The sequence below is a fragment of the Methylobacter sp. genome (assembly GCF_036845245.1).
In the GTDB taxonomy this organism is placed as follows: Bacteria; Pseudomonadota; Gammaproteobacteria; order Methylococcales; family Methylomonadaceae; genus Methylobacter_A.
Genome location: NZ_DAIUEH010000012.1, coordinates 19,669 through 42,651, shown reverse-complemented (window position 1 = coordinate 42,651; position 22,983 = coordinate 19,669). Strand labels below are relative to the sequence as shown.

Annotated in this window: 22 protein-coding genes; 10 read left to right on the top strand and 12 right to left on the bottom strand. The window is 47.6% G+C overall.

Features of this window, described 5'->3' with window-relative positions; genetic code table 11:
• Positions 1 to 142: 142 nt before the first annotated feature.
• The 3 genes from V7051_RS07270 to V7051_RS07260 all read left to right on the top strand — a co-directional run bounded on the left by V7051_RS07270 (position 143) and on the right by V7051_RS07260 (position 3,661).
• Entirely contained in the window at positions 143 to 652 is a 510-nt protein-coding gene (locus tag V7051_RS07270; RefSeq protein ID WP_333874278.1) for an RNA polymerase sigma factor, read from the top strand.
• Between the two features lie 89 nt (positions 653 to 741).
• Positions 742 to 1,704, top strand: a complete 963-nt coding sequence (locus V7051_RS07265; protein ID WP_333874277.1) for a FecR family protein — start codon at positions 742 to 744, stop codon at positions 1,702 to 1,704.
• Positions 1,705 to 1,798: 94 nt separating this feature from the next.
• Positions 1,799 to 3,661 (top strand): TolC family protein, encoded by a 1,863-nt coding sequence (locus V7051_RS07260; RefSeq protein WP_333874276.1) that lies wholly within the window; start codon positions 1,799 to 1,801, stop codon positions 3,659 to 3,661.
• Positions 3,662 to 3,909: 248 nt separating this feature from the next.
• On the opposite strand, the gene rho is transcribed toward V7051_RS07260, so the two are convergent.
• Both rho and trxA read right to left on the bottom strand, forming a co-directional pair.
• The gene (gene rho / locus V7051_RS07255; protein ID WP_333874275.1) at positions 3,910 to 5,166 is read right to left on the bottom strand and encodes a transcription termination factor Rho; all 1,257 of its coding nucleotides are present in this window, start codon (positions 5,164 to 5,166) and stop codon (positions 3,910 to 3,912) included.
• Between the two features lie 344 nt (positions 5,167 to 5,510).
• Positions 5,511 to 5,837 carry a thioredoxin TrxA gene (trxA, locus tag V7051_RS07250; protein ID WP_333874274.1) on the bottom strand — a complete coding sequence of 109 codons (327 nt, stop codon included), beginning with the start codon at positions 5,835 to 5,837 and terminating at the stop codon, positions 5,511 to 5,513.
• 98 nt (positions 5,838 to 5,935) lie between these two features.
• Between trxA and V7051_RS07245 the strand changes: the two genes are divergently transcribed.
• Positions 5,936 to 7,267, top strand: coding sequence for a DEAD/DEAH box helicase (locus V7051_RS07245; protein ID WP_333874273.1), 1,332 nt, complete (start codon positions 5,936 to 5,938; stop codon positions 7,265 to 7,267).
• On the opposite strand, the gene yrfG is transcribed toward V7051_RS07245, so the two are convergent.
• Positions 7,230 to 7,886, bottom strand: a complete 657-nt coding sequence (gene yrfG / locus V7051_RS07240; protein WP_333874272.1) for a GMP/IMP nucleotidase — start codon at positions 7,884 to 7,886, stop codon at positions 7,230 to 7,232. The two genes, V7051_RS07245 and yrfG, sit on opposite strands and share 38 nt — an antisense overlap.
• A 46-nt stretch (positions 7,887 to 7,932) precedes the next feature.
• On the opposite strand from yrfG, the gene nudE reads away from it, so the two are divergent.
• Positions 7,933 to 8,490 (top strand): ADP compounds hydrolase NudE, encoded by a 558-nt coding sequence (gene nudE / locus V7051_RS07235; protein ID WP_333874271.1) that lies wholly within the window; start codon positions 7,933 to 7,935, stop codon positions 8,488 to 8,490.
• A 23-nt stretch (positions 8,491 to 8,513) separates the two neighbouring features.
• Here the strand turns inward: nudE and V7051_RS07230 are convergent, their stop codons facing one another.
• The 7 genes from V7051_RS07230 to V7051_RS07200 form a co-directional block, all read right to left on the bottom strand.
• Positions 8,514 to 10,253 (bottom strand): BatD family protein, encoded by a 1,740-nt coding sequence (locus V7051_RS07230; RefSeq protein WP_333874270.1) that lies wholly within the window; start codon positions 10,251 to 10,253, stop codon positions 8,514 to 8,516.
• Positions 10,254 to 10,269: 16 nt separating this feature from the next.
• Positions 10,270 to 11,157 (bottom strand): carbohydrate kinase family protein, encoded by an 888-nt coding sequence (locus V7051_RS07225; protein WP_333874269.1) that lies wholly within the window; start codon positions 11,155 to 11,157, stop codon positions 10,270 to 10,272.
• An 83-nt stretch (positions 11,158 to 11,240) separates the two neighbouring features.
• Complete coding sequence (locus V7051_RS07220; protein ID WP_333874268.1) at positions 11,241 to 13,058, bottom strand: VWA domain-containing protein; 1,818 nt, start codon at positions 13,056 to 13,058, stop codon at positions 11,241 to 11,243.
• Positions 13,055 to 14,035, bottom strand: coding sequence for a vWA domain-containing protein (locus V7051_RS07215; protein ID WP_333874267.1), 981 nt, complete (start codon positions 14,033 to 14,035; stop codon positions 13,055 to 13,057). The genes V7051_RS07220 and V7051_RS07215 overlap by 4 nt, the downstream gene beginning before the upstream one ends.
• On the bottom strand, positions 14,032 to 14,502 hold the full coding sequence (locus V7051_RS07210; RefSeq protein ID WP_333874266.1) for a DUF4381 domain-containing protein: 471 nt from the start codon (positions 14,500 to 14,502) through the stop codon (positions 14,032 to 14,034). The genes V7051_RS07215 and V7051_RS07210 overlap by 4 nt, the downstream gene beginning before the upstream one ends.
• Complete coding sequence (locus tag V7051_RS07205; protein ID WP_333874265.1) at positions 14,503 to 15,474, bottom strand: DUF58 domain-containing protein; 972 nt, start codon at positions 15,472 to 15,474, stop codon at positions 14,503 to 14,505. It abuts the gene before it with no gap.
• Positions 15,474 to 16,466 carry an AAA family ATPase gene (locus V7051_RS07200; RefSeq protein ID WP_333874264.1) on the bottom strand — a complete coding sequence of 331 codons (993 nt, stop codon included), beginning with the start codon at positions 16,464 to 16,466 and terminating at the stop codon, positions 15,474 to 15,476. The genes V7051_RS07205 and V7051_RS07200 overlap by 1 nt, the downstream gene beginning before the upstream one ends.
• A gap of 470 nt (positions 16,467 to 16,936) precedes the next feature.
• Here V7051_RS07200 and V7051_RS07195 point away from each other — a divergent pair, with 470 nt between their 5' ends.
• The 5 genes from V7051_RS07195 (at position 16,937) to V7051_RS07175 (ending at position 19,787) form a co-directional block, all read left to right on the top strand.
• On the top strand, positions 16,937 to 17,509 hold the full coding sequence (locus V7051_RS07195; RefSeq protein WP_333874263.1) for a DUF4124 domain-containing protein: 573 nt from the start codon (positions 16,937 to 16,939) through the stop codon (positions 17,507 to 17,509).
• Positions 17,510 to 17,516: 7 nt separating this feature from the next.
• Positions 17,517 to 18,347, top strand: a complete 831-nt coding sequence (locus V7051_RS07190) for an SDR family oxidoreductase (RefSeq protein WP_333874262.1) — start codon at positions 17,517 to 17,519, stop codon at positions 18,345 to 18,347.
• 2 nt (positions 18,348 to 18,349) lie between these two features.
• On the top strand, positions 18,350 to 18,541 hold the full coding sequence (locus tag V7051_RS07185; protein ID WP_333874261.1) for a CPXCG motif-containing cysteine-rich protein: 192 nt from the start codon (positions 18,350 to 18,352) through the stop codon (positions 18,539 to 18,541).
• 237 nt (positions 18,542 to 18,778) lie between these two features.
• Entirely contained in the window at positions 18,779 to 19,174 is a 396-nt protein-coding gene (locus V7051_RS07180) for a hypothetical protein (RefSeq protein WP_333874260.1), read from the top strand.
• Positions 19,175 to 19,400: 226 nt separating this feature from the next.
• Positions 19,401 to 19,787 carry a hypothetical protein gene (locus V7051_RS07175; RefSeq protein WP_333874259.1) on the top strand — a complete coding sequence of 129 codons (387 nt, stop codon included), beginning with the start codon at positions 19,401 to 19,403 and terminating at the stop codon, positions 19,785 to 19,787.
• Positions 19,788 to 20,165: 378 nt separating this feature from the next.
• Here V7051_RS07175 and mmoC read toward each other — a convergent pair whose 3' ends face one another.
• Complete coding sequence (gene mmoC / locus V7051_RS07170) at positions 20,166 to 21,200, bottom strand: aromatic/alkene monooxygenase hydroxylase FAD-binding subunit MmoC (protein WP_333874258.1); 1,035 nt, start codon at positions 21,198 to 21,200, stop codon at positions 20,166 to 20,168.
• Between the two features lie 67 nt (positions 21,201 to 21,267).
• The gene (gene hcp / locus V7051_RS07165; RefSeq protein ID WP_333874257.1) at positions 21,268 to 22,935 is read right to left on the bottom strand and encodes a hydroxylamine reductase; all 1,668 of its coding nucleotides are present in this window, start codon (positions 22,933 to 22,935) and stop codon (positions 21,268 to 21,270) included.
• Between the last annotated feature and the right edge of the window lie 48 nt (positions 22,936 to 22,983).

Sequence of the window (22,983 nt, the reverse complement as noted above, 5' to 3'; positions counted from 1 at the left end):
AAATATAGCGCATTGATTTGTCAGGCCTTTTCATTATGGAGCGATTACCCGGCCGTCGGAATTAACCGGCTGATATTTAAGCAGGCATGGATATTGCGTTAGTACCGGCAGTACTTCCATTTAATCTTGTCGCGTACAGCCGATGCCCAAACACAGCTTATTGCATGACCTGTTCCTGAAACACGCTCACGAGGTCAACGCCTTTATTCGAGGACGCTGGCCCAGAGAGCAGGATATTGACGATATTTTGCAGGAATCGTTTTTGCGCCTGTCGCAAGTCTCCAATCCCGAAACCATCGTTAACCCACGGGCTTTCCTGTTTACAACCGCATCCAATATCGCCGTGGATCACCACCGCCGACGCAAAACCCGCGAGCGCTATACCGAGCCGCAGGCCGATTTTGAAAAGCTGGCTGAAGATCCCTTATCCCCGGACCGCCACTCGGAAGCTCACCAAGCACTTGAACGCTTTACCGAATGGTTGGACGAATTGCCGGAACTGCACCGTCACGCCTTTGTCTTGTATCGTATCGAAGGTTGTGCGCATGCCGAAATCGCCTCTCGTCTCGGTATTTCCATGAGCAGTTCAGAGCGTTATGTAAAACATGCGCTGCAGCATATCAGCCTGCGTCTTGGCGCCATGCACGCTTAAAATTGTGACGAAATTTGAGCTGTCGAACGTCTATATTATTACGATAAAATACATCGACTTAAACAAAACCGACAAGGCTCTCAACCCGTGTGAAAACCACTCCCGATTCAGCGCAAACACAAGCTATCGATTGGCTGCTGTGCCTCCGTTCGGAAAATTGCACGGAGGCGGAGCGCCGCGCCTTCACAATCTGGCTGGAAGAAAGTCCGATCCACAGGCAAGCCTATGAGACGGTACAGGCGCATTGGCAATGGATGGAGCCGTTTAAAGCCATGGATTTTCCAGCACGAAATGCGGCATTGCAATACCGCAAAAAATCGCCTCGCCATTTATTGATCAATAGCGCCGCCGCTTCGCTGTTGCTGGCGCTGGGCTTAACCGCCTTTTCGCCGAACGGCTGGCTAGGCATCCCGCAAACTTATATTGCCGAAAAAGGCGGCCGCCAAACCGTCGCGCTAACAGACGGCTCCAGCATTGAATTGAATACCGACAGCGAAGTGCGCGTGCGTTTTAACCGTTGGCGGCGCAGCGTCGAGATGATTAAAGGCGAAGCTTTTTTTACCGTGGCTCACAATGCCGAACTGCCGTTTGAAGTACGCGTCGGCAACGGCCGCATCCGCGACATCGGCACTGCGTTTGAGGTCTATATCAAACCCGAACAAGTCATCGTTGCGGTACAGGAAGGCATCGTCGAAGTGCAAACCCTCGAAACGCGCAAACTGACGGAAGGCCAGCAGCTTGCCTTTAACAACAGTGGCGCATTCCAAGCGCTGCAAGGCCTGGACATTGCAGCGTTGACCGCTTGGCGGCAAGGCAATCTGGTGTTCCGCAACCGCCGCCTCGACGATGTGATTGCCGAAGTCGGGCGTTACCATGACACCCGCATCCGCTTGCAGAATCAAAACCTGGGCAAACTGCGGGTGAGCGGCACATTCCATACCGCCGAACTGAACGACACGCTTAACGCTATCGCCACGCTGCTGCCGGTTCACATAGACCACATCAACACCCATGAAATAGTGCTGAAATCCGCAACAAATAGCAGGCTTTAGCTTGAGCCGGAAAAAATAAACTCAAATTCCTGACGAATTTTCCACAGTCATGCGTCTACTCTAATGAAACCATTCAACAAAGGAGAAACGGATAATGACAGTAAAGATGAAGCTGCTGAACGCTACTATTCTGGCGGCAATAACAAGCACGGCCTATGCGGAACAACAAAAGCACCACTTTGACATTCCTGCGCAAGCGTTGGGCTCGGCGTTGCAGACACTCGCCGCGCAATCCGGCGTACCGATGCTTTATGCCGAACAGACTGCGGCCGGCAAACAAAGTCCGCGCTTGAGCGGCGATTACACGATCGCTGAAGCCGCAGGCAAATTGCTTGCCGGCAGCGGCCTGGTCCACAGCGTCGCCGAAAACGGCACGGTGACGGTTAAGCCGGCTGCAAGCACAAGTCCTGTCACGTTAAAACCCATGACGGTGACCGGTAAAACAGAAGACGATCCCAAGTCTTACATCGCTACCCGGACAGCCTCCGCCACCAAGACCGATACACCGATTATGGAAACGCCGCAATCCATCCAGGTCATCAAGCGGACGTTGATAGACGATCAACAAAATATCACCATCAGCGAAAGCTTGCTCAACGTCAGCGGCGTGGTACCTAATATTCCAGCCTTTACGCCCGCCAATGAAGATACACTGATTCGCGGGTTTAAAGCCGAACAACTGCTTGATGGTTTTACCCAATATTACAGTCCGGGCGATCGGGAAAGCAACGTTAATGTCGAGCGGCTCGAAGTCCTGAAAGGCTCCAACGGCGTACTTTACAGCGGCGGCTCCGGCTCGCCTGTCGGTGGTTTGGTCAATATCGTATCCAAACTACCCCAAGCCGTCGCCTCGCGCGAGTTGGGTTTTAGAATCGGCACCAACAATTATTATCAACCCTATCTCGATATTAACCAGCCGTTGACCAAAAACATCCTGGCGCGCTTTACCGGCGGGTACACCAATGCCGGCAGTTATCTGGACAATATAAATACACAGCGCTATAACCTCAACCCGACCTTAACGTTTACCAACAACGATACGACCTCTTTCACCGTGCATGGCAAAATATCGAGATGGGAACAGCCGGAATACCAAGGCTTGCCGGCCACCGGCACGATAGCCGGTAATTTTTCGATTCCCCGCAACAGTTATTTAGGGCCGTCCAACACACCTGACAGCCGTAGCGAATCCGATGCCGTTTGGGGTACATTCGATCATAAATTCAACAGTATTTGGTCGATGATCGCCGCGCTACGACAATTGGAAATGCTGGTGGGCAAGCAGCCCGGCGCGCTGGCGGCCGACCTGAAGGAGTCGGGCGCGGTGCCGACAGCGCCGGGTCGCGAATTACTGGCGTCCCCGGCAGCGACGATTCGCCATCGTCCCGACCTGCTGATCGCCGAGCGCCGGCTTGCCGCTGCAACAGCCATGCATGGCGCGGCCGTTGCGGAGTTATTCCCGAAAATATCTCTGTCGGCCTTTTTGGGACTGCGGAATACCGACATCGAAAGCCTGTTCAAGTCGGCGGCTTTTTCTTACAGCACGACGTCCAACCTGATGCAGCCGCTGCTGAATTTCGGCCGCATCCGCGCCGGCATCGATTTGGCCAAAGCCAAGCAAAGCGAAGCCTATCTGGCTTATGAAAAAGCGGTGCTCGAAGCTCTTCGCGACACCGAAACCACGTTGACGCGCTATCTTAAGGAAGAGGTGAGACGGCAGATATTGGGCAAGTCGGTCGAGGATCAGCGGGAGTCGGTGCGGTTATCCGAACTGCGCTATCGGGAAGGCGTGATCTCCTTCCTTGATGTGCTGGATGCCCAACGCGCCCTGTATGCCGCCGAAATAGAACTGGCCCGGTCCGAAGCGGAGGCTTCGACAAATCTGATCGCGTTTTACAAGACATTGGGAGGCGGTGCGGATGCTACTTTGCCGGAAGTTGCGCAGAAGGCGCTATAAAATTCCAGCACAGCTGATGGACATTGTTATTCCAGCCGTTCCTCATTTAGCGATTATGCAGACCTTCCAGGTTTTTAAAACCTGGAAGGTCTAACTCGAAGATCGGAACGCCGGTGTCGCTCTTGACCAGGCTTAAACATTGACCAAGAAATCTATATTCTTTCCCGGTCTGTTTCTGTATTGGCTGCTGCTTGCTAAGCAAGCGGAGCTTACACTCCAAAATACTTGAAAAACTTTAGCTGGATAACTTATCGCTTCATCGATTCAAAAAACTCGGCGTTCGTCTTAAAATCTTTAAGTTTACCGATCAAGAATTCTGAAGCGGCGGTTTCATCCATAGGCTGAAGAATCTTGCGCAAGATCCAGGTTTTTTGCAGGGTATCGGGATCGACAAGGTACTCTTCCCGGCGGGTGCCGGAACGGTTGATGTTGATAGCCGGATAAATTCTTTTCTCGGCAATTTTGCGATCCAGGTGCAACTCCATGTTGCCGGTGCCTTTGAATTCCTCGTAGATGACCTCGTCCATTCTTGAACCGGTATCGACCAGCGCGGTCGCGATAATAGTTAAGCTTCCGCCTTCTTCTATATTCCGCGCCGCTCCGAAGAACCGTTTCGGTTTTTCCAGTGCATTCGCATCGACACCACCAGTTAATATCTTGCCCGACGAAGGTACCACAGTGTTATAAGCTCGGGCCAGACGCGTAATCGAGTCTAACAAAATGACTACATCGTGTTTATGTTCGACCAATCGACGTGCTTTTTCAATCACCATTTCCGCAACCTGTACGTGCCGGGTTGCCGGTTCATCAAAAGTACTGGAAATGACTTCGCCGCGAACGCATCGTTCCATTTCCGTTACTTCTTCGGGACGTTCATCTATTAATAAAACAATGAGATAGCACTCGGGATTCTGTTCTGCAATCGCCTGCGCCAGACTTTGCAGGATCATGGTTTTACCGGCTTTAGGCGGCGATACAATCAAGCCACGTTGACCTTTTCCGATAGGGGCTATTAAATCTATCATTCGGCCGGTTAAATCTTCGCTGGTGCCATTGCCCTGTTCAAGGACAAATCGTTGTTTAGCGAATAGCGGGGTGAGATTTGAAAAAGTGATTTTGTTTTTGGTATTTTCGGGAGGCTCGAAATTGATCTGGTCAACCTTGAGCATGGCGAAATAACGTTCGTTATCTTTGGGGGGTCTAATCTTTCCGCTAATCGTGTCACCAGTCTTTAAAGAAAATCGTCTGATTTGACTGGGTGAAACATAAATATCGTCAGGACCTGCTAAATAGGAACAACCCGGTGTACGTAAAAAACCAAAACCATCCTGCAAAATTTCCAGCACGCCGTCGCCTGATATATCGTCACCGGCTTTTGCCTGCTTTTTCAAGATGGCAAAAATCAAATCCTGCTTTCGCGATCTGGCTACATTTTCAAGCCCGAGGGATTCGGCGATTTCAATAACTTCACTTATTTGTTTTAGTTTTAACTCAGTTAGATTCATATAAAAGATAACTCAAGGAAAAGTATATACGGTGTTAAACCGCAACTACTAGGACAGGAATAATTCAGGGGTGTAGTTTATCGGACGATATGATTGGGTGCGCATGATTATCGCACCGCATAAGTGTAACTCAAGTACTCAGCCCCGTCCAACCTTTTGTGACAGGGCTCAGCCGGATCTAAACAATGATGCTCTCGCGAACCACGTGCATTTCCTCAATAACCCACAGGGATGTGAAAAAAGCTTCACGTCCCTACCTACATCCATGTCCGCAATGCAGAAAGTAGAGCAACGCAGGAGCAGTTGCCGAGGAGTAAGATCTGCACAAGGAGATCATGAGTTTATTAAAGATTGCTATCAAGAAAGGCCGCAAGTTGCGATTTTGACAATGCGCCTACTTTAGTGGCTTCCACTTCGCCATCCTTGAACAACATTAAGGTTGGAATGCCGCGTACACCATAGTGCTGAGGAGTTTCCGGATTTTCGTCTATGTTTAATTTTACAACGGTCAACTTGCCCGCATATTCTTTGGCAATATCTTCCAAAATCGGTGCAATCATTTTGCAAGGTCCGCACCATTCAGCCCAATAGTCAACCAGGACGGGACCCGCAGCTTTAATAACAGCTTCGTTAAACTCACTATCGCTTACATGAAGGACTGAATCGCTCACACTATTTCTCCAAAAATTTAAAACCAAAACTATAGGAGGGATAAAGCTGGTAGTCAATCAATTTCAGCTGTTTCGATTTTTACGTTATGCTATAGCTTATGAACAATACACATTTAACAGAAACTCGCTTCAGCAATCTTGAATTATCTGATTCTATCTTGCGCAGCTTAAAAGATGCCTGCTTCGATCACTGCACCCCGATACAAAGAAAGGCCTTACCTTTATCGTTAAGGGGCAAGGATATTGCCGGACAGGCTCAAACCGGAACCGGCAAAACCGCGACTTTTTTACTGGCCACTTTTCAACATCTGATTAATGATGCCGACGATTGCATGGATGCTGAAGATCAAGCAGAAAATGCAGCGGCCAAAAACAAAAAAATCAAGAACCCCAGAGCCATTATTCTTGCTCCAACCCGTGAGTTAGCCATTCAGATCCATAAGGATGCCTTGCAACTGGGCAAGCATCTTAATCTTAAACTGGCGCTCATTTACGGCGGCACCGACTATCAAAAACAGCTGGACAGCTTAAAATCCAATGTCGATATTATCATCGGCACACCCGGCCGCATCATCGACTTTTATCGGCAAAATGCATTCACTCTGGATAACGTGAAAGTCACGGTGATGGACGAAGCCGACCGCATGTTCGATTTGGGTTTTATTAAAGATATCCGTTTTTTATTAAGGCGCATGCCGCCGCCGGAGCAGCGCTTGAATATGCTGTTTTCTGCGACTTTATCCTATAAAGTGACCGAACTGGCTTATGAACACATGAATAACCCGGTTTTGATCCGCATCGAAACCGAAGAAGTCACCTCCAAGGCCATTCAGCAAAGTGCATTTTGTCCGTCGAATGAGCAAAAGATTCCTTTGTTGATCGGTATATTGAATCAGCATCAACCTCAGCGCAGCATTATTTTTGTCAACACCAAACGCTGCGCCGAACGTCTTGATGATACGCTGAACGCTAACGGGTATAAAACCGCCGCACTCAGCGGTGATGTGCCGCAGGATAAACGCCAGCGCTTGTTAAGCGATTTTCAGGAAAACAAAATCACCTTATTGATTGCGACCGATGTCGCCGCCCGCGGCCTGCATATTGCCGATGTTTCGCATGTATTCAATTACGACTTACCGCAGGATGTGGAAGATTATGTGCACCGGATAGGCCGAACTGCACGCTTTGGCGCCAGCGGTGTAGCGATCAGTTTTATTTGTGAACAATATGCCTATTCGATGCCCGATATCGAAGAGTTCATTGAACAGAAAATTCCTGTTCTGCCTATAACAACTGACCTTTTAGCTGAAATTGTAATACCGGAAAAAAGACCTGAAAAAATTAAAACCGAATATCAGGGAAAACGCCCGAATCACGATAAAAGCTGGAAGCCTAAAGCCCAGCCATCAACTCCCGAAAATCCTCAATAGCCGGATAACCGGCTATTTCTTTTATAGGCAGCTGCGAGTCTGGTTTGCTCACTGAAATTAAATGAGCAATACCGAATTGCTTGGCTGAACTCAATACAGCCAAGCTATCATCGATCAACAGTGTCGTTTGTTTTTCAAACGGTATGCGCTGCTGCAGCAACCGCCAAAAGTCAGCATGTTCTTTCGGAAACCCTAAATCATGGGAACTGATAATGGCATCGAAAAACTCCTGCAAACAGGTTTTTTCCATCTTAAGGCCCAAGCTACGCCGATGCGCATTGGTTACTAAATACACTTTTTTGGGTGAACGATGAGCTTTTTCCAGAAACTCAGTAACGTGCGGCAACACCGAGATTAACCCCGAAATTTCCGCTTTCAGTCCCGCAATATCCAGCTCTAAAACATCACTCCAATAATCCAGGCAATACCATTCCAGTTTACCTTCCATGCTTTTAAAGCGCGGTTGCAACTGCAACTTTGCAGCCTCTATCGACAAGCCCTGTTTTTCGGCAAATTTAAGCGGGACAAACTCTTTCCAAAAATGATTATCAAAATTCAAATCCAGCAGAGTTCCATCCATATCCAGCAAAACGGTATCAATTTTTTTCCAATCAATCATCAGAGTGCGTTATATTTGCAAAAAACATAATTAATAAAATAACACAATGGCTGAAAAACCAACCATCCTTAACACAACAACTATCGCTACCAGTCGATTATTCCGCATTGAATCGCTGGACATTGAATTCAGCAATGGCGAACTGCGCAACTACGAACGCCTGGCCCGGAGTAAATCGGGCGGCGCCGTTCTGATTGTACCCATGCTGGATGATGAAACGGTATTGTTAGTCAGGGAATATTCCGCCGGTGTGCATCGCTATGAACTGGGCTTGCCCAAGGGCAAGACCGACGCCGGAGAATCCTTCCTGGAAGCCGCAAACCGCGAGCTTAAAGAAGAAGTCGGCTTTGGCGCCAGAAGCATACACCACTTAAGCTCTTTTTCCATTGCACCGTCTTATCTGGAACACATGACAGAGATTGTGATCGCCCGGGATTTGTATGCCGAAAAACTGGAAGGCGACGAACCTGAAGAATTGGAAGTTATTCCATGGAAATTAAGCCGAATCAATGAATTATTGGCTACCGGGGAATGTACCGAAGCCCGTTCGATTGCAGCGTTGTTTATGGCGCTGGAATATTTTAAGGCGTTACCGGCTAAATAAACGTGTCTTCGCGGAGCCATCCTTTATAAACGATAAAGCGGTTCCAATTTATCATCATCCGTAACCGCTATTTTTTCTCTGGCTTTATTTTCAATAAACGCCTGAAACAGCTTTTTACCCTGCCACTGCTCGGGTTCCTTACCATACAAAACCTGGTTCAAATGCAGAATTTCATCTCTTAACCTTGCATCGCTTAATTCGGCAATAGCGCCCAAGCTCGACACATTCTTCGTGCCGGTTCCCGACTGGCCTGCGTGATAAACGCCACCATCCCCGGCGATATATTTCTGCTGCCCCCATGCCAGCAACGCATCTTTGGCAGCCGCGGCGTTATTCTCGGCGCAGGCTTTTTTCAGGTTTTTTACGCTATCTTCCAAACGGGTTTCCCGCTGACTTTTTTCCGCAACCGGTTTTTTAGCAGGACGCTTAACCAGGAAATACGCCAGTGTCATTAGCCAACCTAAGGCCAAAAATATCGAAACCCATAACCAGATATTTTGTTGTTGCGGCTGGGTGGCCGATGTTGTTTCAATTTTTTGCGGCGGCACCGCTGGTGGAGCTTCAGGAACTGCAACCGGCTCCGGCAGTGTTGTTGCTCCTACCGCCTCAACCACCGTGATGCTGGTTTCCGGAATTTTGGCTACTTCCATTTTTTTGCTTTGGCTGTTAAACCAAGGAATCTCTATCGCCGGTAATTTATAAAAGCCCGCTTTTGATGGGATTATCGCAACTTTTTCTTCCCTGAAAGCAATCAGGCCTTCCGGTTTTTTCTGTTCTCGCAATACCGGCTGGTCAGGATAGGTTTTCAGCCGGTCATCAATTTTGCCGGTATTTAATTCGGGCAGCTGGCCGACTGTCGTACCATTTGCCAATAGCGTCAAGGTTCGGGTCAACGGTTCACCGACTTTCATTTGTTGATTATCGCCCGACCATTCTTCCTTTAAAACGAGTTGTTCCGCTGAAAGCCAGTGCTTCCCGGTAAAAGTTGCCGGAACCGGTTTTACATCCAGCGTCACCGATTTGGAGGAAATCTTTTTGGTTCTGGTCATCTGCGAATTAAAAAAACCATTAAAATTCGGGCGGGTATTAGCCACGACCTCTGCTGTTAACATTAAAGGTTTGATCGTTAAAGAACCGCTTTTTTGCGGAAAAATTGAATACTTCCGCTCGGTAACCAAATAATTTACCCCGTCGATCTGGGTATTGTAATTATTATCATCACCCAGCTTTTCAATCACTGCATCACTGAGTTCAGGTTCATTCAAGCTGGCTTGAGCGATTTCGACTCGTCTATATAAGCGCACGGTATAGAGCACCTGAGACTGCACATAAGGGCTTTGGGGATTGGCCTCAACCTCCAGAAACAGGTCATCATCGGTATTAACCGCTTTAGCCGTTCCCTGAGTCACCAGAATGCTTGCAGGATGACTAACATCATCGCCAAACCTCACCGCCGGAACAACCAAGCTGCCGGCATGTTTGGCCATGACATTAACCGTCCACTGTATGGTTTTGCTGGACTGTCCGTTAATCCATGACGAATTGCTGCTTTGGCTTTGGCCAAGTATCTCGAAATCCTGTTCCAGCGGGCTGAAATCCGGGTCGTTATCCGGTGTTTCATTAGCGGTAAAAATGATCTGGAAGGACTCATCCAAACTAACCGGGTTGCGATCGAACGACACGCCAATTTGTGCGGCAAAGACATTGCCGGGCACAAAATTCAGCAGCAACAGAAGAAAAAACAGCTTTTTTATAATATTCATAACTTCATCATTTAGATTAATCAAGATTCCAGGCGTCTATAAACGGCCGGTAAAAATTCAAATCATGAACGGTAGCACCCCTTTTAGTCACTAAAGCGGATGCAAACGATTGCGCCCGTTGCATAGTCAGTTGCAATGACCAATCATGCTGTATGCCCAGCAGCAGAACCGCCGCAAATGCATCGCCGGCGCCCACGGTATCGACTATCGCTAAATCAGCCGTCGGCGCAACTTCAATCAATTCCCCGGCGCGATTGATCGCCGTCGCCCCCCGGCTGCCGCAAGTGACCACTAAAGCCTCCAGCTCATATTGCGCCAGAAACAAGCGCATCGTATCGTGCATTGTGTTTTGTGGTTGCGCCAAATACATCAACTCATCATGATTCAACTTGGCCCAGTACGCCTTGCCGACCCAGTGGTTGACTGTCTCTTTCCGCCACCAGGGCTCTCTCAAATTGACATCGATAAAAATCTTGCCCTGCTGATGCGTGGTTAAATCCAGCAGCGCTAATTCCGAGATGCTGTTACGCAAGGCCAAAGTACCGTGATAAATAACGCTATACTGCCGGTCTTTATCCAGTTGCTGCGCGTCAATAAAATCATAAGCCTGATCGGCTAGAATTTCATAGCAGGGCTCGCCATGATTAATAGTGACCTGCACCGTTCCGGTAGAATGATCGGGATCGATTTGCAGATTTTCAACAGCCATGCCCCAAGCCAGCATCGCCTGCCTGATTTTATCGCCTAAGGCATCAAGGCCTACCCGGCTGATAAAGCACGGGTGCTGATTAAAAGCCTGAAGATGCCAAGCCACGTTAAAAGGCGCGCCGCCTAATACTTGCTGGCCATCCGGGAATTGATCGAACAGCGCTTCACCGAAAATGGCGATTGGGTTATTAGTCATGTTTATTATTCCCATACGCCACAAGCCCATTATTTAGGGCTGGCCGGAATTCAGAATATACGGATATGAAACTATCGGCTGACTTACCAACCATCAGCTTTATCCATTGATTGACGGCCGCGCTGCCCGTATTGATATTTAAATTTACGTTTTAACAAACCAGCCGGATCGTCGGGGATTCTTTTGAGCCATTGTTCGTTAGCTTGCTGTTGTTCATCCGACGGTTGTGCGCTAGCAGGCGTTTGTTCTTTGGCTTGCTCCTTGTTTTCTTCGTCTTTGCTCTGCTCGGCTTGTTGAGGTTTTTCGGATTCCGGCTTTTTTTCCTCGGCTTTATTTTGCTGTTGCTGATTTTCTTCGGACTGTTGTTTGTCCGACTGCTTCTGTTCCGGTTTTTGTTCGGGCTTTTCCTCGGATTTATTTTGATCCGACTTTTGTTCGCCGGATTTTTCCGATTGTTCGTTATCCTTGTTTTGTTGGGAATCTTTTTCGGACTGTTCTTTGGATTGTTGTTTATCGTCCTTTTGCTGATTCTGCTGTTTTTGCTTTTCCAGTTCTTTTTCTACGACGTCCTTGTTATGTTTGGCATCGGCATCGTTAGGATTAATAGCCAATGCTTTTTCATAGGCTTTGACAGCCTGTTCCAACTGGCCGGCTTTCGCCAACGCATTGCCCTGGTTGTAAGTACTGCTAACGGACTTGCTGTTTTTCAAATTTTCCAGCGCTTTGTCATACTCGCCCGCCTTGTAATCAGCCGCCGCTTTCCAATCCGGATTTTCAAATTGCTCCGCCGCTTTGGCAAAATCCTGTTTTTTATAAGCCTGTAGCGCCTGTTGGTCTTTGGTCTGCCACAAGTCCTGCCAACCCAACGCATAACTGTTTTTAGGTAACGGCAGAATCAGCAAGAAGAAGAAACATAGCAAGCCTTTCCTGAACGTCAGCGCGGCCAAGGGCAAAACCAGCAGCAATAACCAGGGACCTTTGTCCGCCCACTGGTCCAATAATAAGTTTTCGTTTTGCTTGCTCTGCTGCTGAACCGATTTATTTATGGTTGCCAGCAAGGTCTGAATATCGGCATCATTTGCCGTTATGATTTGATAAAGGCCGTTGCCCGCCTGCGCCAGCTTCATCAGCTCGCTGGAGTTTAATTTGGGCACCACAATATTGCCTCTCTCATCTTTAAGAAACCCGCCTTCAGGCAGCGCGATCGGCGCACCGTCATCTGTTCCGACGCCCAATATTGACAGTTGATACTTATCCAGCAATTTGACTGCGGCCAAGGTTTTGTCCACATCAACGCCATCGGTGACCAACAATATCTGGCCTTTTTGCAGGCCCGCCTGTTTAAATAATTCAACGGCTTTTTCCAGCGCTATCTCGGTATTGCTGCCCTGGCTGGGCATAATGTCGGTATTCAATGCCGACAACTGGCTGTCTATGGTTTCGGTATCATCGGTCAACGGCGTGACGGTAAAGGCGTCGCCGGCATAAACCAGTAATGCGGTTTGGCCGTCTTTTCGCTGTTTTAAAATGTCGGCAATTTTGTAGCGCGCCATGATCAGACGGCTGGGTTTAATATCGGCGGCATCCATCGACCGGGATAAATCCAGCGCAATAACCAGCGCCGAATCATTTCTAAATACCGGTGACGGCAATCGTTCCCAGGTTGGCCCCGACAATGCGATGATTACCAGCATCGCGGCAAGGGCTCCCGCTGTTAATTGCCAACGACTTTGATTGACTGGCTTTTCCTGTAACAGATACGGCAATAATGCAGCATCACATACCGCCGACCAGTTACCCTGGCTTAACTTATTTCTGAGCATTAACATTAATATGACCAGATAAGGTATAAGCGCCAGCAACCAGTACGGCCTGATAAAATGAAATTCGGCTATGTTCATGACAAACGTACCTTGGACAACGCAATGACCGCCGCCAGGCCCAATCCCAGCGACAACGGCCAAAAATACAATTCGCTACGGGGCCTGAAATATTGTTTATCTTTTTCAACCGGCTCAAGCTCGTCCAGTCTCATATAGATATTATTCAATTCGTCGGTATTTCTGGCCCGGTAATATTGACCGCCGGTACTTTCGGCAATCTTTATCAAGGTTTTTTCATCCAGATCGGCGGAGGGATTAACCTTGCGATTGCCAAAAAAACTGCGAACGATCATTTCATCCGCGCCTATGCCGATGGTGTAAATTTTCAAATGGTTGGCTGCGGCCAACTCGGCGGCCTTTAACGGTGAAATTTCACCGGCGGTATTGGCACCATCCGTCATCAGCACTAAAACCCGGCTGTTGGTCTGCTCGTTTTTAAGACGCTTGACCGCCAGACCAATCGCGTCGCCTATCGCGGTGTTGTCGCCGGCAAGACCAATGACCGACTCATTCAATAAGGTCATCACCGTTTTCCGGTCGAACGTGAGCGGCGTCTGCAAGTAAGCTTGGGTACCGAACAGGATCAAGCCCACCCTATCGCCAACACGCCGGTTGATAAAGTCGGCCGCGACCCTTTTAGCTGCGGTCAGCCTGTCGACAGCCCGCTTGTTAACAACAAAATCCTGCTCTTCCATACTGCCGGACAAATCGACTGCCAGCATTAAATCCCGGCCACTGACCGCTTGCTCGATCGGGTCACCCAACCATTGCGGCCGAGTGCAGGCGATGATCAATAACAACCAAGCAATCGCCGCCAGCAGTACCGGCCATTGTTGAGTTTGGGAAACTGCCCTGGTTTCGCCCTCGGAAAAATCATCCAGAAACGGGACTTTTAATGCAGCCTGTTCGATAGGCATCTTGGCAGGAACCAGCCAGCGTATTATTAAAGGCAAGGGTAAGGCGGCCAACAGCCAGGGCCATTCGAAGTGAATCATGATTTTGCCTGGGCTTTAAGCCAGTCTTCGCATAAGTCGATTAATTGGGAAAGTTCCTGCTCTGTTGGCGGCGTTTTTCGATAGGGCGCATCAGCCAGAAGCTGCCCGACGCCTTGACTGAACGGCAACCCTTTTATTGAACGGTCGAGAAATTCCAGCCATTGCCGTCCGGTTAAACCGGCGGTCTTTGCCCTTGGCGATACGCTGATCGCTACACGCCTGACCAATATCGAAAGATCGGATAATTTCTGAAGATTATCTCGCGTTTGATCTTGTTTGATTTGAGTCAATAGTTTGTTGGCGGTTTTAATTGCCGTCTTACGGGTAAGTCTTTTATAAAGCCAGACCAGGAAAATAATCAGTAACGGGATGAATACCGCCAATATCCACCAACCGATAGCCGGAGGCCACCAGCCTATTGCTTCAGGTTCGTGAATGTCTTTCAAATCAAGAAGAGTTGGATTCATTTATCTTAAACGTTGTATCGGGTCATCTATCGTACTGCATTGAATAAACGCCAAGCCCATTTTTTTGGCTATCTGCTCGAGCTGATGCAGCCGCTCGGTAAAATGCTGGTGATATTTCGATAATCGCTTCCGGTCCCCGGTATCGATAACTACGTCGCGTTTATCGTCGGTCGCCGCGCCTGTTCCCGACAGGCTTGCGGCATACCCACCATCCATGGCGGTAAAACGGTAGCGGCCTTTTTCCGGCAAATGGCTTTCCAGCGGGTCATAGACAAAAATCAACACCACCTCGCAATGCCGCGATAATTTTGCCAGATGCGTTTCAACCTGATCGGTAATGCCGCGAAAATCGCTGATAATGTAAACCAGACTGCCGGGCCGGGCATGGTGCATAAGCCTCGCCAATACATGTTCCAGCGTAATCGCCGCTTGCTCTGAGCGATTAAAATCATCTTGGCTACTGATTGCATTTAAAAACCGCAATACCGCATGTTTGCCGTTTTGCGGTTTTAACTCACGGCAGCCAGTGTCTGTAAATAATTGCCCGCCAATTCTGTCGCCATGATGTTGGGCTGCCCATGCCAACAATCCGGCAAGTTTGGCCGCGAGTACCGCTTTAAAAACACCGCGTGTTGCAAAATGCATCGCGGGACGGTCATCCACGGATATAAATACCGGTCTTTCTCGTTCCTCGCGAAACACTTTGGTATGCGTTTCACCGGTACGCGCGGTAACCCGCCAATCGATACTGCGTATGTCATCGCCCGGCTGATAGCCTCTGGCTTCTTCAAACTCCATTCCTCGGCCTTTAAACCGGGACACATAACCGCCGCTTTGCCCGGAGCGAATAGCTGCGTGTTTCAGGTTTAATCCGGCCGCCGGTCTCGCCAAATCGACCAGCGTCTTTAACGACACCGAAACCAGTTCGCTGGCTGGGACCTTAGCCTGATCAGCTTGCTTAGCAAAAAACATCAAGGTACGGCAACTCTGGCAATCAGTTCTTTAATGAAATGATCGGTGGTAATGCCTTCCGCCTCGGCTTCGTAAGACAATATCAAGCGATGCCGCAATACGTCAAAAGCCATGTCCTGGATGTCTTCCGGGCTGACAAAGTCGCGTTGCGCCAACCAGGCTTTAGCCCTTGAACAGCGATCCAGCGCTATGCTGGCTCGGGGACTTGCGCCATATTGCAGCCAGCCGGCCAGATCCTCTCCGTAAACTGCCGGGTTACGGGTCGCCAGAACAATTTGCAGCAAATAGTTTTCAAGGCTTTCCGCCATATGCAAATCCAGCACTTCATTACGCGCAGCAAACAAAGTCTTTTGCTCAATCGGTTCGTACTGGTCAGTATTTTTGACGGAACCGGAACGCGCTTCCGTCCTGGCCAAATGCAAAATGCTTTTTTCATGTTCCGCTTTCGGATAATCGATTTTTACATGCAACAAAAAACGGTCCAACTGAGCTTCCGGTAACGGATAAGTGCCTTCCTGCTCAATCGGGTTTTGCGTTGCCATGACCATGAATAATTTCGGCAAAGGATAAGTCGCCTGACCTACGGTTATTTGCCGCTCAGCCATCGCTTCCAATAACGCCGCTTGCACTTTCGCCGGTGACCGGTTGATTTCATCGGCCAGTATCAGGTTATGAAACAAAGGCCCTTTTTGAAATTCAAACGTGCCCTGCTGGGGACGATAAATTTCAGTACCGGTCAAATCGGCGGGCAATAAATCAGGCGTGAACTGTACCCGGTGAAAATCACCTTGTATGCCTTTGCTCAGCACATTGATCGCTCGGGTCTTGGCAAGACCCGGAGCGCCTTCAACCAGAATATGACCATCGGCCAACAGGCCGATCAGCATCCGCTCGACCAGAACATCCTGTCCGATAATTTCCTGATTAATATAGTTTTTCAACCGCATTAACGCTGGTTGAGCGGTATTTTTAGTGTCGTTTTTTTCTAACATAGCTGTTCTGACATGATGATGTTTAATCCTAAACACAGTACGAGAGCCTTACACATTAAGCATCAGGCAGGTTTCTTATCTGCCAAATATATTGTGCCTGCCTTTCATCTTTTCAATGAGTAGCTACCTATTTTATACAGTTATGGTTCGAGGCAACATAGAGTAAAGCTGTTAAATAATTATGTATAAGTTGTGGAGCAAAGTGTGGATAACTAAAGTCTCAATGTTATCCACAACCCATACACAAGATCAGGATAGCTTTAACTGCATTTTACCATGTCATTCAAGAAACTGATTTTATATACAAAAACAGACTTATCAACAGGTTTTAACTTACGTAATAATAATAATTAGGTCTTTAATATTTTTAATTTATTACTATTATTCCGAACAAAAAATCCGTCATATAGGGCTAATCACCTATACTCTTTCGAACTGTTTATGTTTACGATGGAACAACTGAGGAAAAAATGAGAACTATGCTGTTTATTTTAGGAAGTCTTTTTTCTATCTGTACTTTTGCAGGCATTTACAAATGTACGGACATTAACGGTAAGACGGATTACCAATCGAAGCCTTGTGACCCCGAACGTAAAACGGTGCAAATTAATATTAAAACAGGCAGCTCTACCGAACTGGACCAAGAAAAACAAAAACAGGATTTAGCCAAAAAAGAACAGGATGAAAGTCTTGAGCAAGAGCAGACACTAAAAAAACACGCACAGTTGAAACAAGATGCACTGAGTGAAAGCGCAAAAAACCAGTTCCTTATTAAAAATAACCCAGAAAAGTTTTCAGCATTTTCTATTCCGCCTTATGATCTTGATCAATTACCGGATTTAATCAAAAATTACCAAACCAGACTTCCCGATATTGAACGTTTAAGAAGACAAGCCGCAGAAAAAGCATTAGCCTCAAATCAATGTATTCGTGTTGAAGCATCAGAATTAGATGGCAAAAGTACCAAAAGATCATTTGTTTTTTCAGTGAGTTGCAGTAGTGGGAAAAGCTTCTATTTTACCGAGCAGGAATTAACCCGATAATTGCCAAATGAATGCGTCAAAAACAATATTAATTACAGGTTGCTCTACCGGTATTGGTTACACTACAGCCGTTGAATTAAAAAAACGCGGTCATAGGGTTATTGCCACCGCAAGAAAACAGCAAGATGTGCTTCGTTTGCAACAGGAAGGATTTACCGCAATTCAACTGGATTTGGCTGACAGTAACAGCATTCATCAAGCGGTCAATTCGGCAATTGAACTAACCGGAGGGAAAATTGATGCGTTATTTAATAATGGCGCTTTTGGTCAACCCGGCGCTGTTGAGGATTTAACTCGCGATGTACTCAGGTTTCAGTTTGAAACCAATCTGTTCGGCACTCATGAGCTAACTAACCTGATCATACCTTTGATGCGAAAACAGGGACACGGCCGGATTATTTATAACAGTTCAGTCTTGGGATTCGTTGCGATGACTTATCGGGGGGCCTATAACGCCAGTAAGTTTGCGCTGGAAGGTTTGGCCGATACCTTACGCCTTGAGCTTTATGATACGAATATACATATTTCGTTGATTGAACCCGGACCGATTCGAAGTGACTTTAGAAAAAATGCTTTTGCGTTATACAAAAAAAATATAGATCCGACACACAGCTACCATAAAGAAACTTATAAAACCATGGAAGATCGCTTGCAAAAAGAAGGAGCGGCCGTTCCGTTTACTCTTCCTGCTGAAGCCGTTACCAAAAAAGTTATCCATGCGCTGGAAGCAGGACAACCCAAAATGCGTTATTACGTCACTTTCCCCACTTATTTGTTTGCCGTTCTTAAGCGCATATTGCCCATGTCCTGGTTGGACGTTTTACTTAGAAAGGTTTAGTCATGCACGATCTCGATGAAATCATTATTGTTTGTCCCTATTGCGGCGAATCCCTCGATGTATTGGTAGATACCAGTGCCGGACCTCAACAATATTACGAAGACTGTTCTGTTTGCTGTGCTCCGATCTTATTTATTGTGTCCGAAGATCATGCAGGGGAAATGGTTCTTGACGTTAAAAGGGACGATGAATAATTCTGAACTCATTAAATTCCACTTCCAGCGAAGTAACAAAACAGGTGTTTTTATAAGCCCCTATAACCTTTTATTTTTAAAGGGTTATATTATTTTAAAAACAGGTAAAGAATTTTTTCTGTGCTAGAATGCGCTACGGTATTAGCCATTTATTATGTTGGATTTTTGCTTTTTGCATAAACTCTCATTTTAATAGTTATGCTGAACACAAAAATATTAACAATATAGGTTTAATCAATGAAAGTATTAAAAAAAATCGTAGTTTCTGTTGCTATAGCAATGTCTCTGACTGCAATGTCATCAACAGCTTTTGCTGCTGAAAAGAAAGATCCTAATGCTGTCGTTAGAGAAGCAGCTGAAGGTACGATTGCTAAAATTGAAGAAGCAATTAGCTTGATAGAAAAAGGTGGCAGCAAAGAAGAGACTTCAAACACGATTGCTGAAGCTCGCCAACTGCAAAAAGAGTTTCGTTATGAGCTGACTGAACGTCTTCGTCAAAGAGCCAATGATAAATTGAGAGTGGCTCGTGAAGCTGTTGAAAACGGCGATCTTAAAGCGGCAGAAGAAACATTAAAAGCTAGCTTAGCTCAATTTAAAGAAATGAAAGTAACTTACGACGCAGGACATAAGTAACAAGCAGGCCGTTCATTAAGTCAGATTCAATTATTTTATTAACGTATTTGAATCTGATTCTAAATTCAAAAATAAACCTCACTAAAAATACCCTTTTTAACTCTTCCACAGCTGGTTGAATAGTTTCAAAATGTGTTAAAATTATTCTTGGTATATGGCTATTATTATAAATAGTTACACAGCCAATTTAATTAAAAAATAACAATGACTTGAGGTCGAGTGCAATATGAAAATCTTAAAAAAAATCTTACTATCTTTATTAATTGCCACTTCTATGGGCGCTGTTTCAACTTCGGTTTTGGCTGAAACTGATAAAGGAAGAGTTACATATGCTCCTGCTGACGCAATCGATATAGTATCCGCTAAAATTAAAATAGCACTGGATGCTGTGACTAGTGGTACAGAAGGGGGAAAAGTTGCTGATCTAGTCAAAGATGCGCTGGATGCCAGCAAAGAAATCAATGCTAACGATAAAGTTGACATGGCACGTTCAAGAGCTAATAACAAACTGAAAGCTGCCAAAACACATGCTAAAGAAGCAGCTTTGCAAGAAGCTGAACAAGAATTAAGAGATGCGCTGAAAATGTTTGAAGCGCTGAAAGGTCTACTCTAATATAGACTGAACCCTATCAAGATATCATTCTGTTTCTTGATAGGGTTTTAACTGTTTTTGATTTATTTGGTATACCGTTCAAAACTCCCGCATTACCTACCCCCACGCCTCTTTATAAATAACCGGTTGCAGTTGTAACGTATACCTGGATTCAACAAATTTAAGCTTTTCAATTTACAACTCCGATCTGTTTTCATAACTTATACCGCTATTTGACCTGACTGTTAAAACGGTATTCCTTTGATGCCAATCAAAATCGGCCAGTCCTTTGTATATTATCGATTAGCCAGCTGTTGACAATATAGACTGCGGTGTTTACGGATGTGAGTATCCTCAATATTGCCCGTATTTTTGCATCAAGCTCTCTACGGTAATCAGTCACACCGTAGGTAAGAATCTTTCGCTCAGCACTTGTTTATCCGGCACACCTTTGGCCCGAGCGGCCGCCTCGGCAGCATTGATCAAAGCCGGTGGCCCGCATAGATAGATGTCAGGCAACACCGCCGCATCCGCCAGGTCTTGAGTCAACGCATCCACCGGCGTACCGCAAAAACCCTGCCAATTATTGTCCGGTTTCCATACGCAAAAAATGACCTGAAGCTGGGGTAGTTCCGCTTGTAATGCTTTCAACTCAGTCTGACAAAACAATTCTTCGGGCCGGTTTGCACCGAAATAAAGCCGTGCCGGATGCGGTTCCTGAAATTCGGCCATTCGTCTTAACATCGATAGCATCGGCGCCAAGCCGGTTCCGCCTGCCACAAACCAGCGTGGCCTTAGGCCGCTTTCATACAAGCCGAAAGCGCCTTTTGGCCCATGTACGATCAGGGTCTGTCCAACCGCTGCCTGTTCCCGCAGCCAAGTGGAAAAAAGTCCGCCGGGTTGCAGCCGGATCAGAAATTCCAGCCGACCATCCCAGTTGCTTATATTGGCAAGCGAATAGGCGCGCTTGATGTCGCGTCCCGGCACTTCCAGTTCCATGAACTGGCCGGGCTCAAATTCAGCCATGCTCCCGTCATCTTCATTCGATGCGAGGCGTAGTTCCAAGCGCAGCGTATTTTCGCCGACGGAATCGATGGCAGTGATTTCGGCATTTCTGACCTTGATTTCGCCGATCAGGATACGATCATGATCAAAAGGCAGCGATATACGTAAATCGCTCTTAGGAAAGGTGCAGCAGAGCAGCGTACCGCTGGCTCCGGCTCCATCAGGCAATGCCGCAGGATTATGTTTACCCAAGGTAAAGTCGCCATGGGTGACATCGGCATAGCAAGTACCGCAATTACCTTGTCCGCATTGGGCTGGCAATACGATATGGGCGTCGGCTGCGGCTTCCAGCAAATTCTGATCAGTGGCGCATTCAAAACGGAGCTGTTCCCCGTCTCGGGTAGTCAGTTCAATAGCGTGAGTGTTCATATTTCGGTTGGGCTCCAAATAAAAAATGCTGCCGGAAAAACTTACGTTTCCGGCAACAAAGGGAGGATTAAGCCGCTTGGCGCGTTAGCGAGGCTTCGATGTCGGTCTGAGCGGTGGTAATAGGCAGCAGCCCGAATTTATCGACCATCACCTGTACCAGATTAGGCGTCAGGAAAGCGGGCAGGGTGGGTCCAAGACGAATATTGCGAATACCCAGTGCCAGCAAAGTCAGTAGCACCGCAGCGGCTTTTTGCTCGAACCACGACACGACCAGGGACAAGGGCAGCTCATTCACGCTGCACTCAAAAGCGCCGGCCAGCGCAGTGGCAATTTTGATCGCCGAGTAACTGTCGTTGCATTGACCTAAATCCAGCAGCCGCGGAATGCCGCCAATGTCGCCGAATTCATTCTGGTTAAAGCGGTATTTGGCGCAGCCCAAGGTCATTATCACGGTATCTTGGGGGGCCTGTTCGGCGAACTCGGTGTAGTAATTGCGGCCGGGCGCAGCGCCGTCACAGCCGCCGACCAGGAAGAAGTGCTTGATAGCGCCGGACTTGACCGCGTCGATCACTTTATCGGCTACGCCCAGTACCGCATCGCGGCCGAAACCGACGGTGACGACTTTTTCGCCGATATCATCCTTAAAGCCGGGCAATGCATTGGCAGCCTGGATTAACGGCGCGAAATTCTTGTCGCTGATATGGCGTACACCGGGCCAGCCTACCGGACCTGCGGTAAAAATGCGCTGACGGTATTGTGGCTGTGGTTCGATGATGCAGTTCGAGGTCATTAAGATTGCGCCCGGAAATTCGGCAAATTCTTTTTGTTGGTCCTGCCAGGCACCGCCGTAATTGCCGACCAGATGCGGATAAGCCTTCAGTTTAGGGTAAGCATGTGCAGGCAGCATCTCGCCGTGCGTATAAATATTGATGCCTGCATCTTTGGTTTGTTCAAGCAACGCGGCCAGATCGCCCAAATCGTGACCGGATACCAGAATGGCCTTGCCTTTGATAGGAGTGATGCGCACTTGAGTCGGCTGCTGTGCGCCGAAAGTGCCGGTGTTGGCCTCATCCAATAATGCCATTACCTCAAGATTTAACGTACCCAGAGCCATGGACTGACTCAACAATGCTTCGACATCAGTGGGATCCGAGCTCAGAAAATCCAGCGCATCTTCTATTCCGGCGTAAATTGTCTCGCTCTCTTTGCCCAATACATAGGCATGATGAGCGTAGGCGCAAACGCCTTTAAGTCCGTAAAGTACCAGTGAACGCAAGCCGATAATATCCGGTCCGACTTGATCGAGTCCGGCATTGATACCGATACCAGCAGCCTGCTTGAGCATCCCGTTCATGTCGGCAGCGGGTTGCCAGGCAGCAGGACCGGTCAGGTCTTCCGGCGTAAGGCTTGATGTAAGCGCAGCTGTGATGTAGCTCGATTTGACTCGATCCCGTATCTGGGCGGCTTCCTGTATCAAAAGAACAAAGCGGGTCGCATTGAAGTTCACATTGGTCAAAGTGGTAAACATCGCGTAGAGGATGAAGTCATCGGCGGCATTATCAGGCACGCCCAAAGCACGAGCGCGCTTGGCATATTGGGCAATGCCCTTGACGCCGTGAATCAGTAGATCCTGTAAATCGGAAGTTACGGCATCTTTGCCGCACATGCCTTTGGCAGTAGAGCAACCGCTGTCGGCATTGGAGCGGTCGGTTTGTTCGCATTGGTAACAAAACATCAGGTGGTCTCCTCGAATTATTAAATCAACTAAAGTCGCAGCACAATG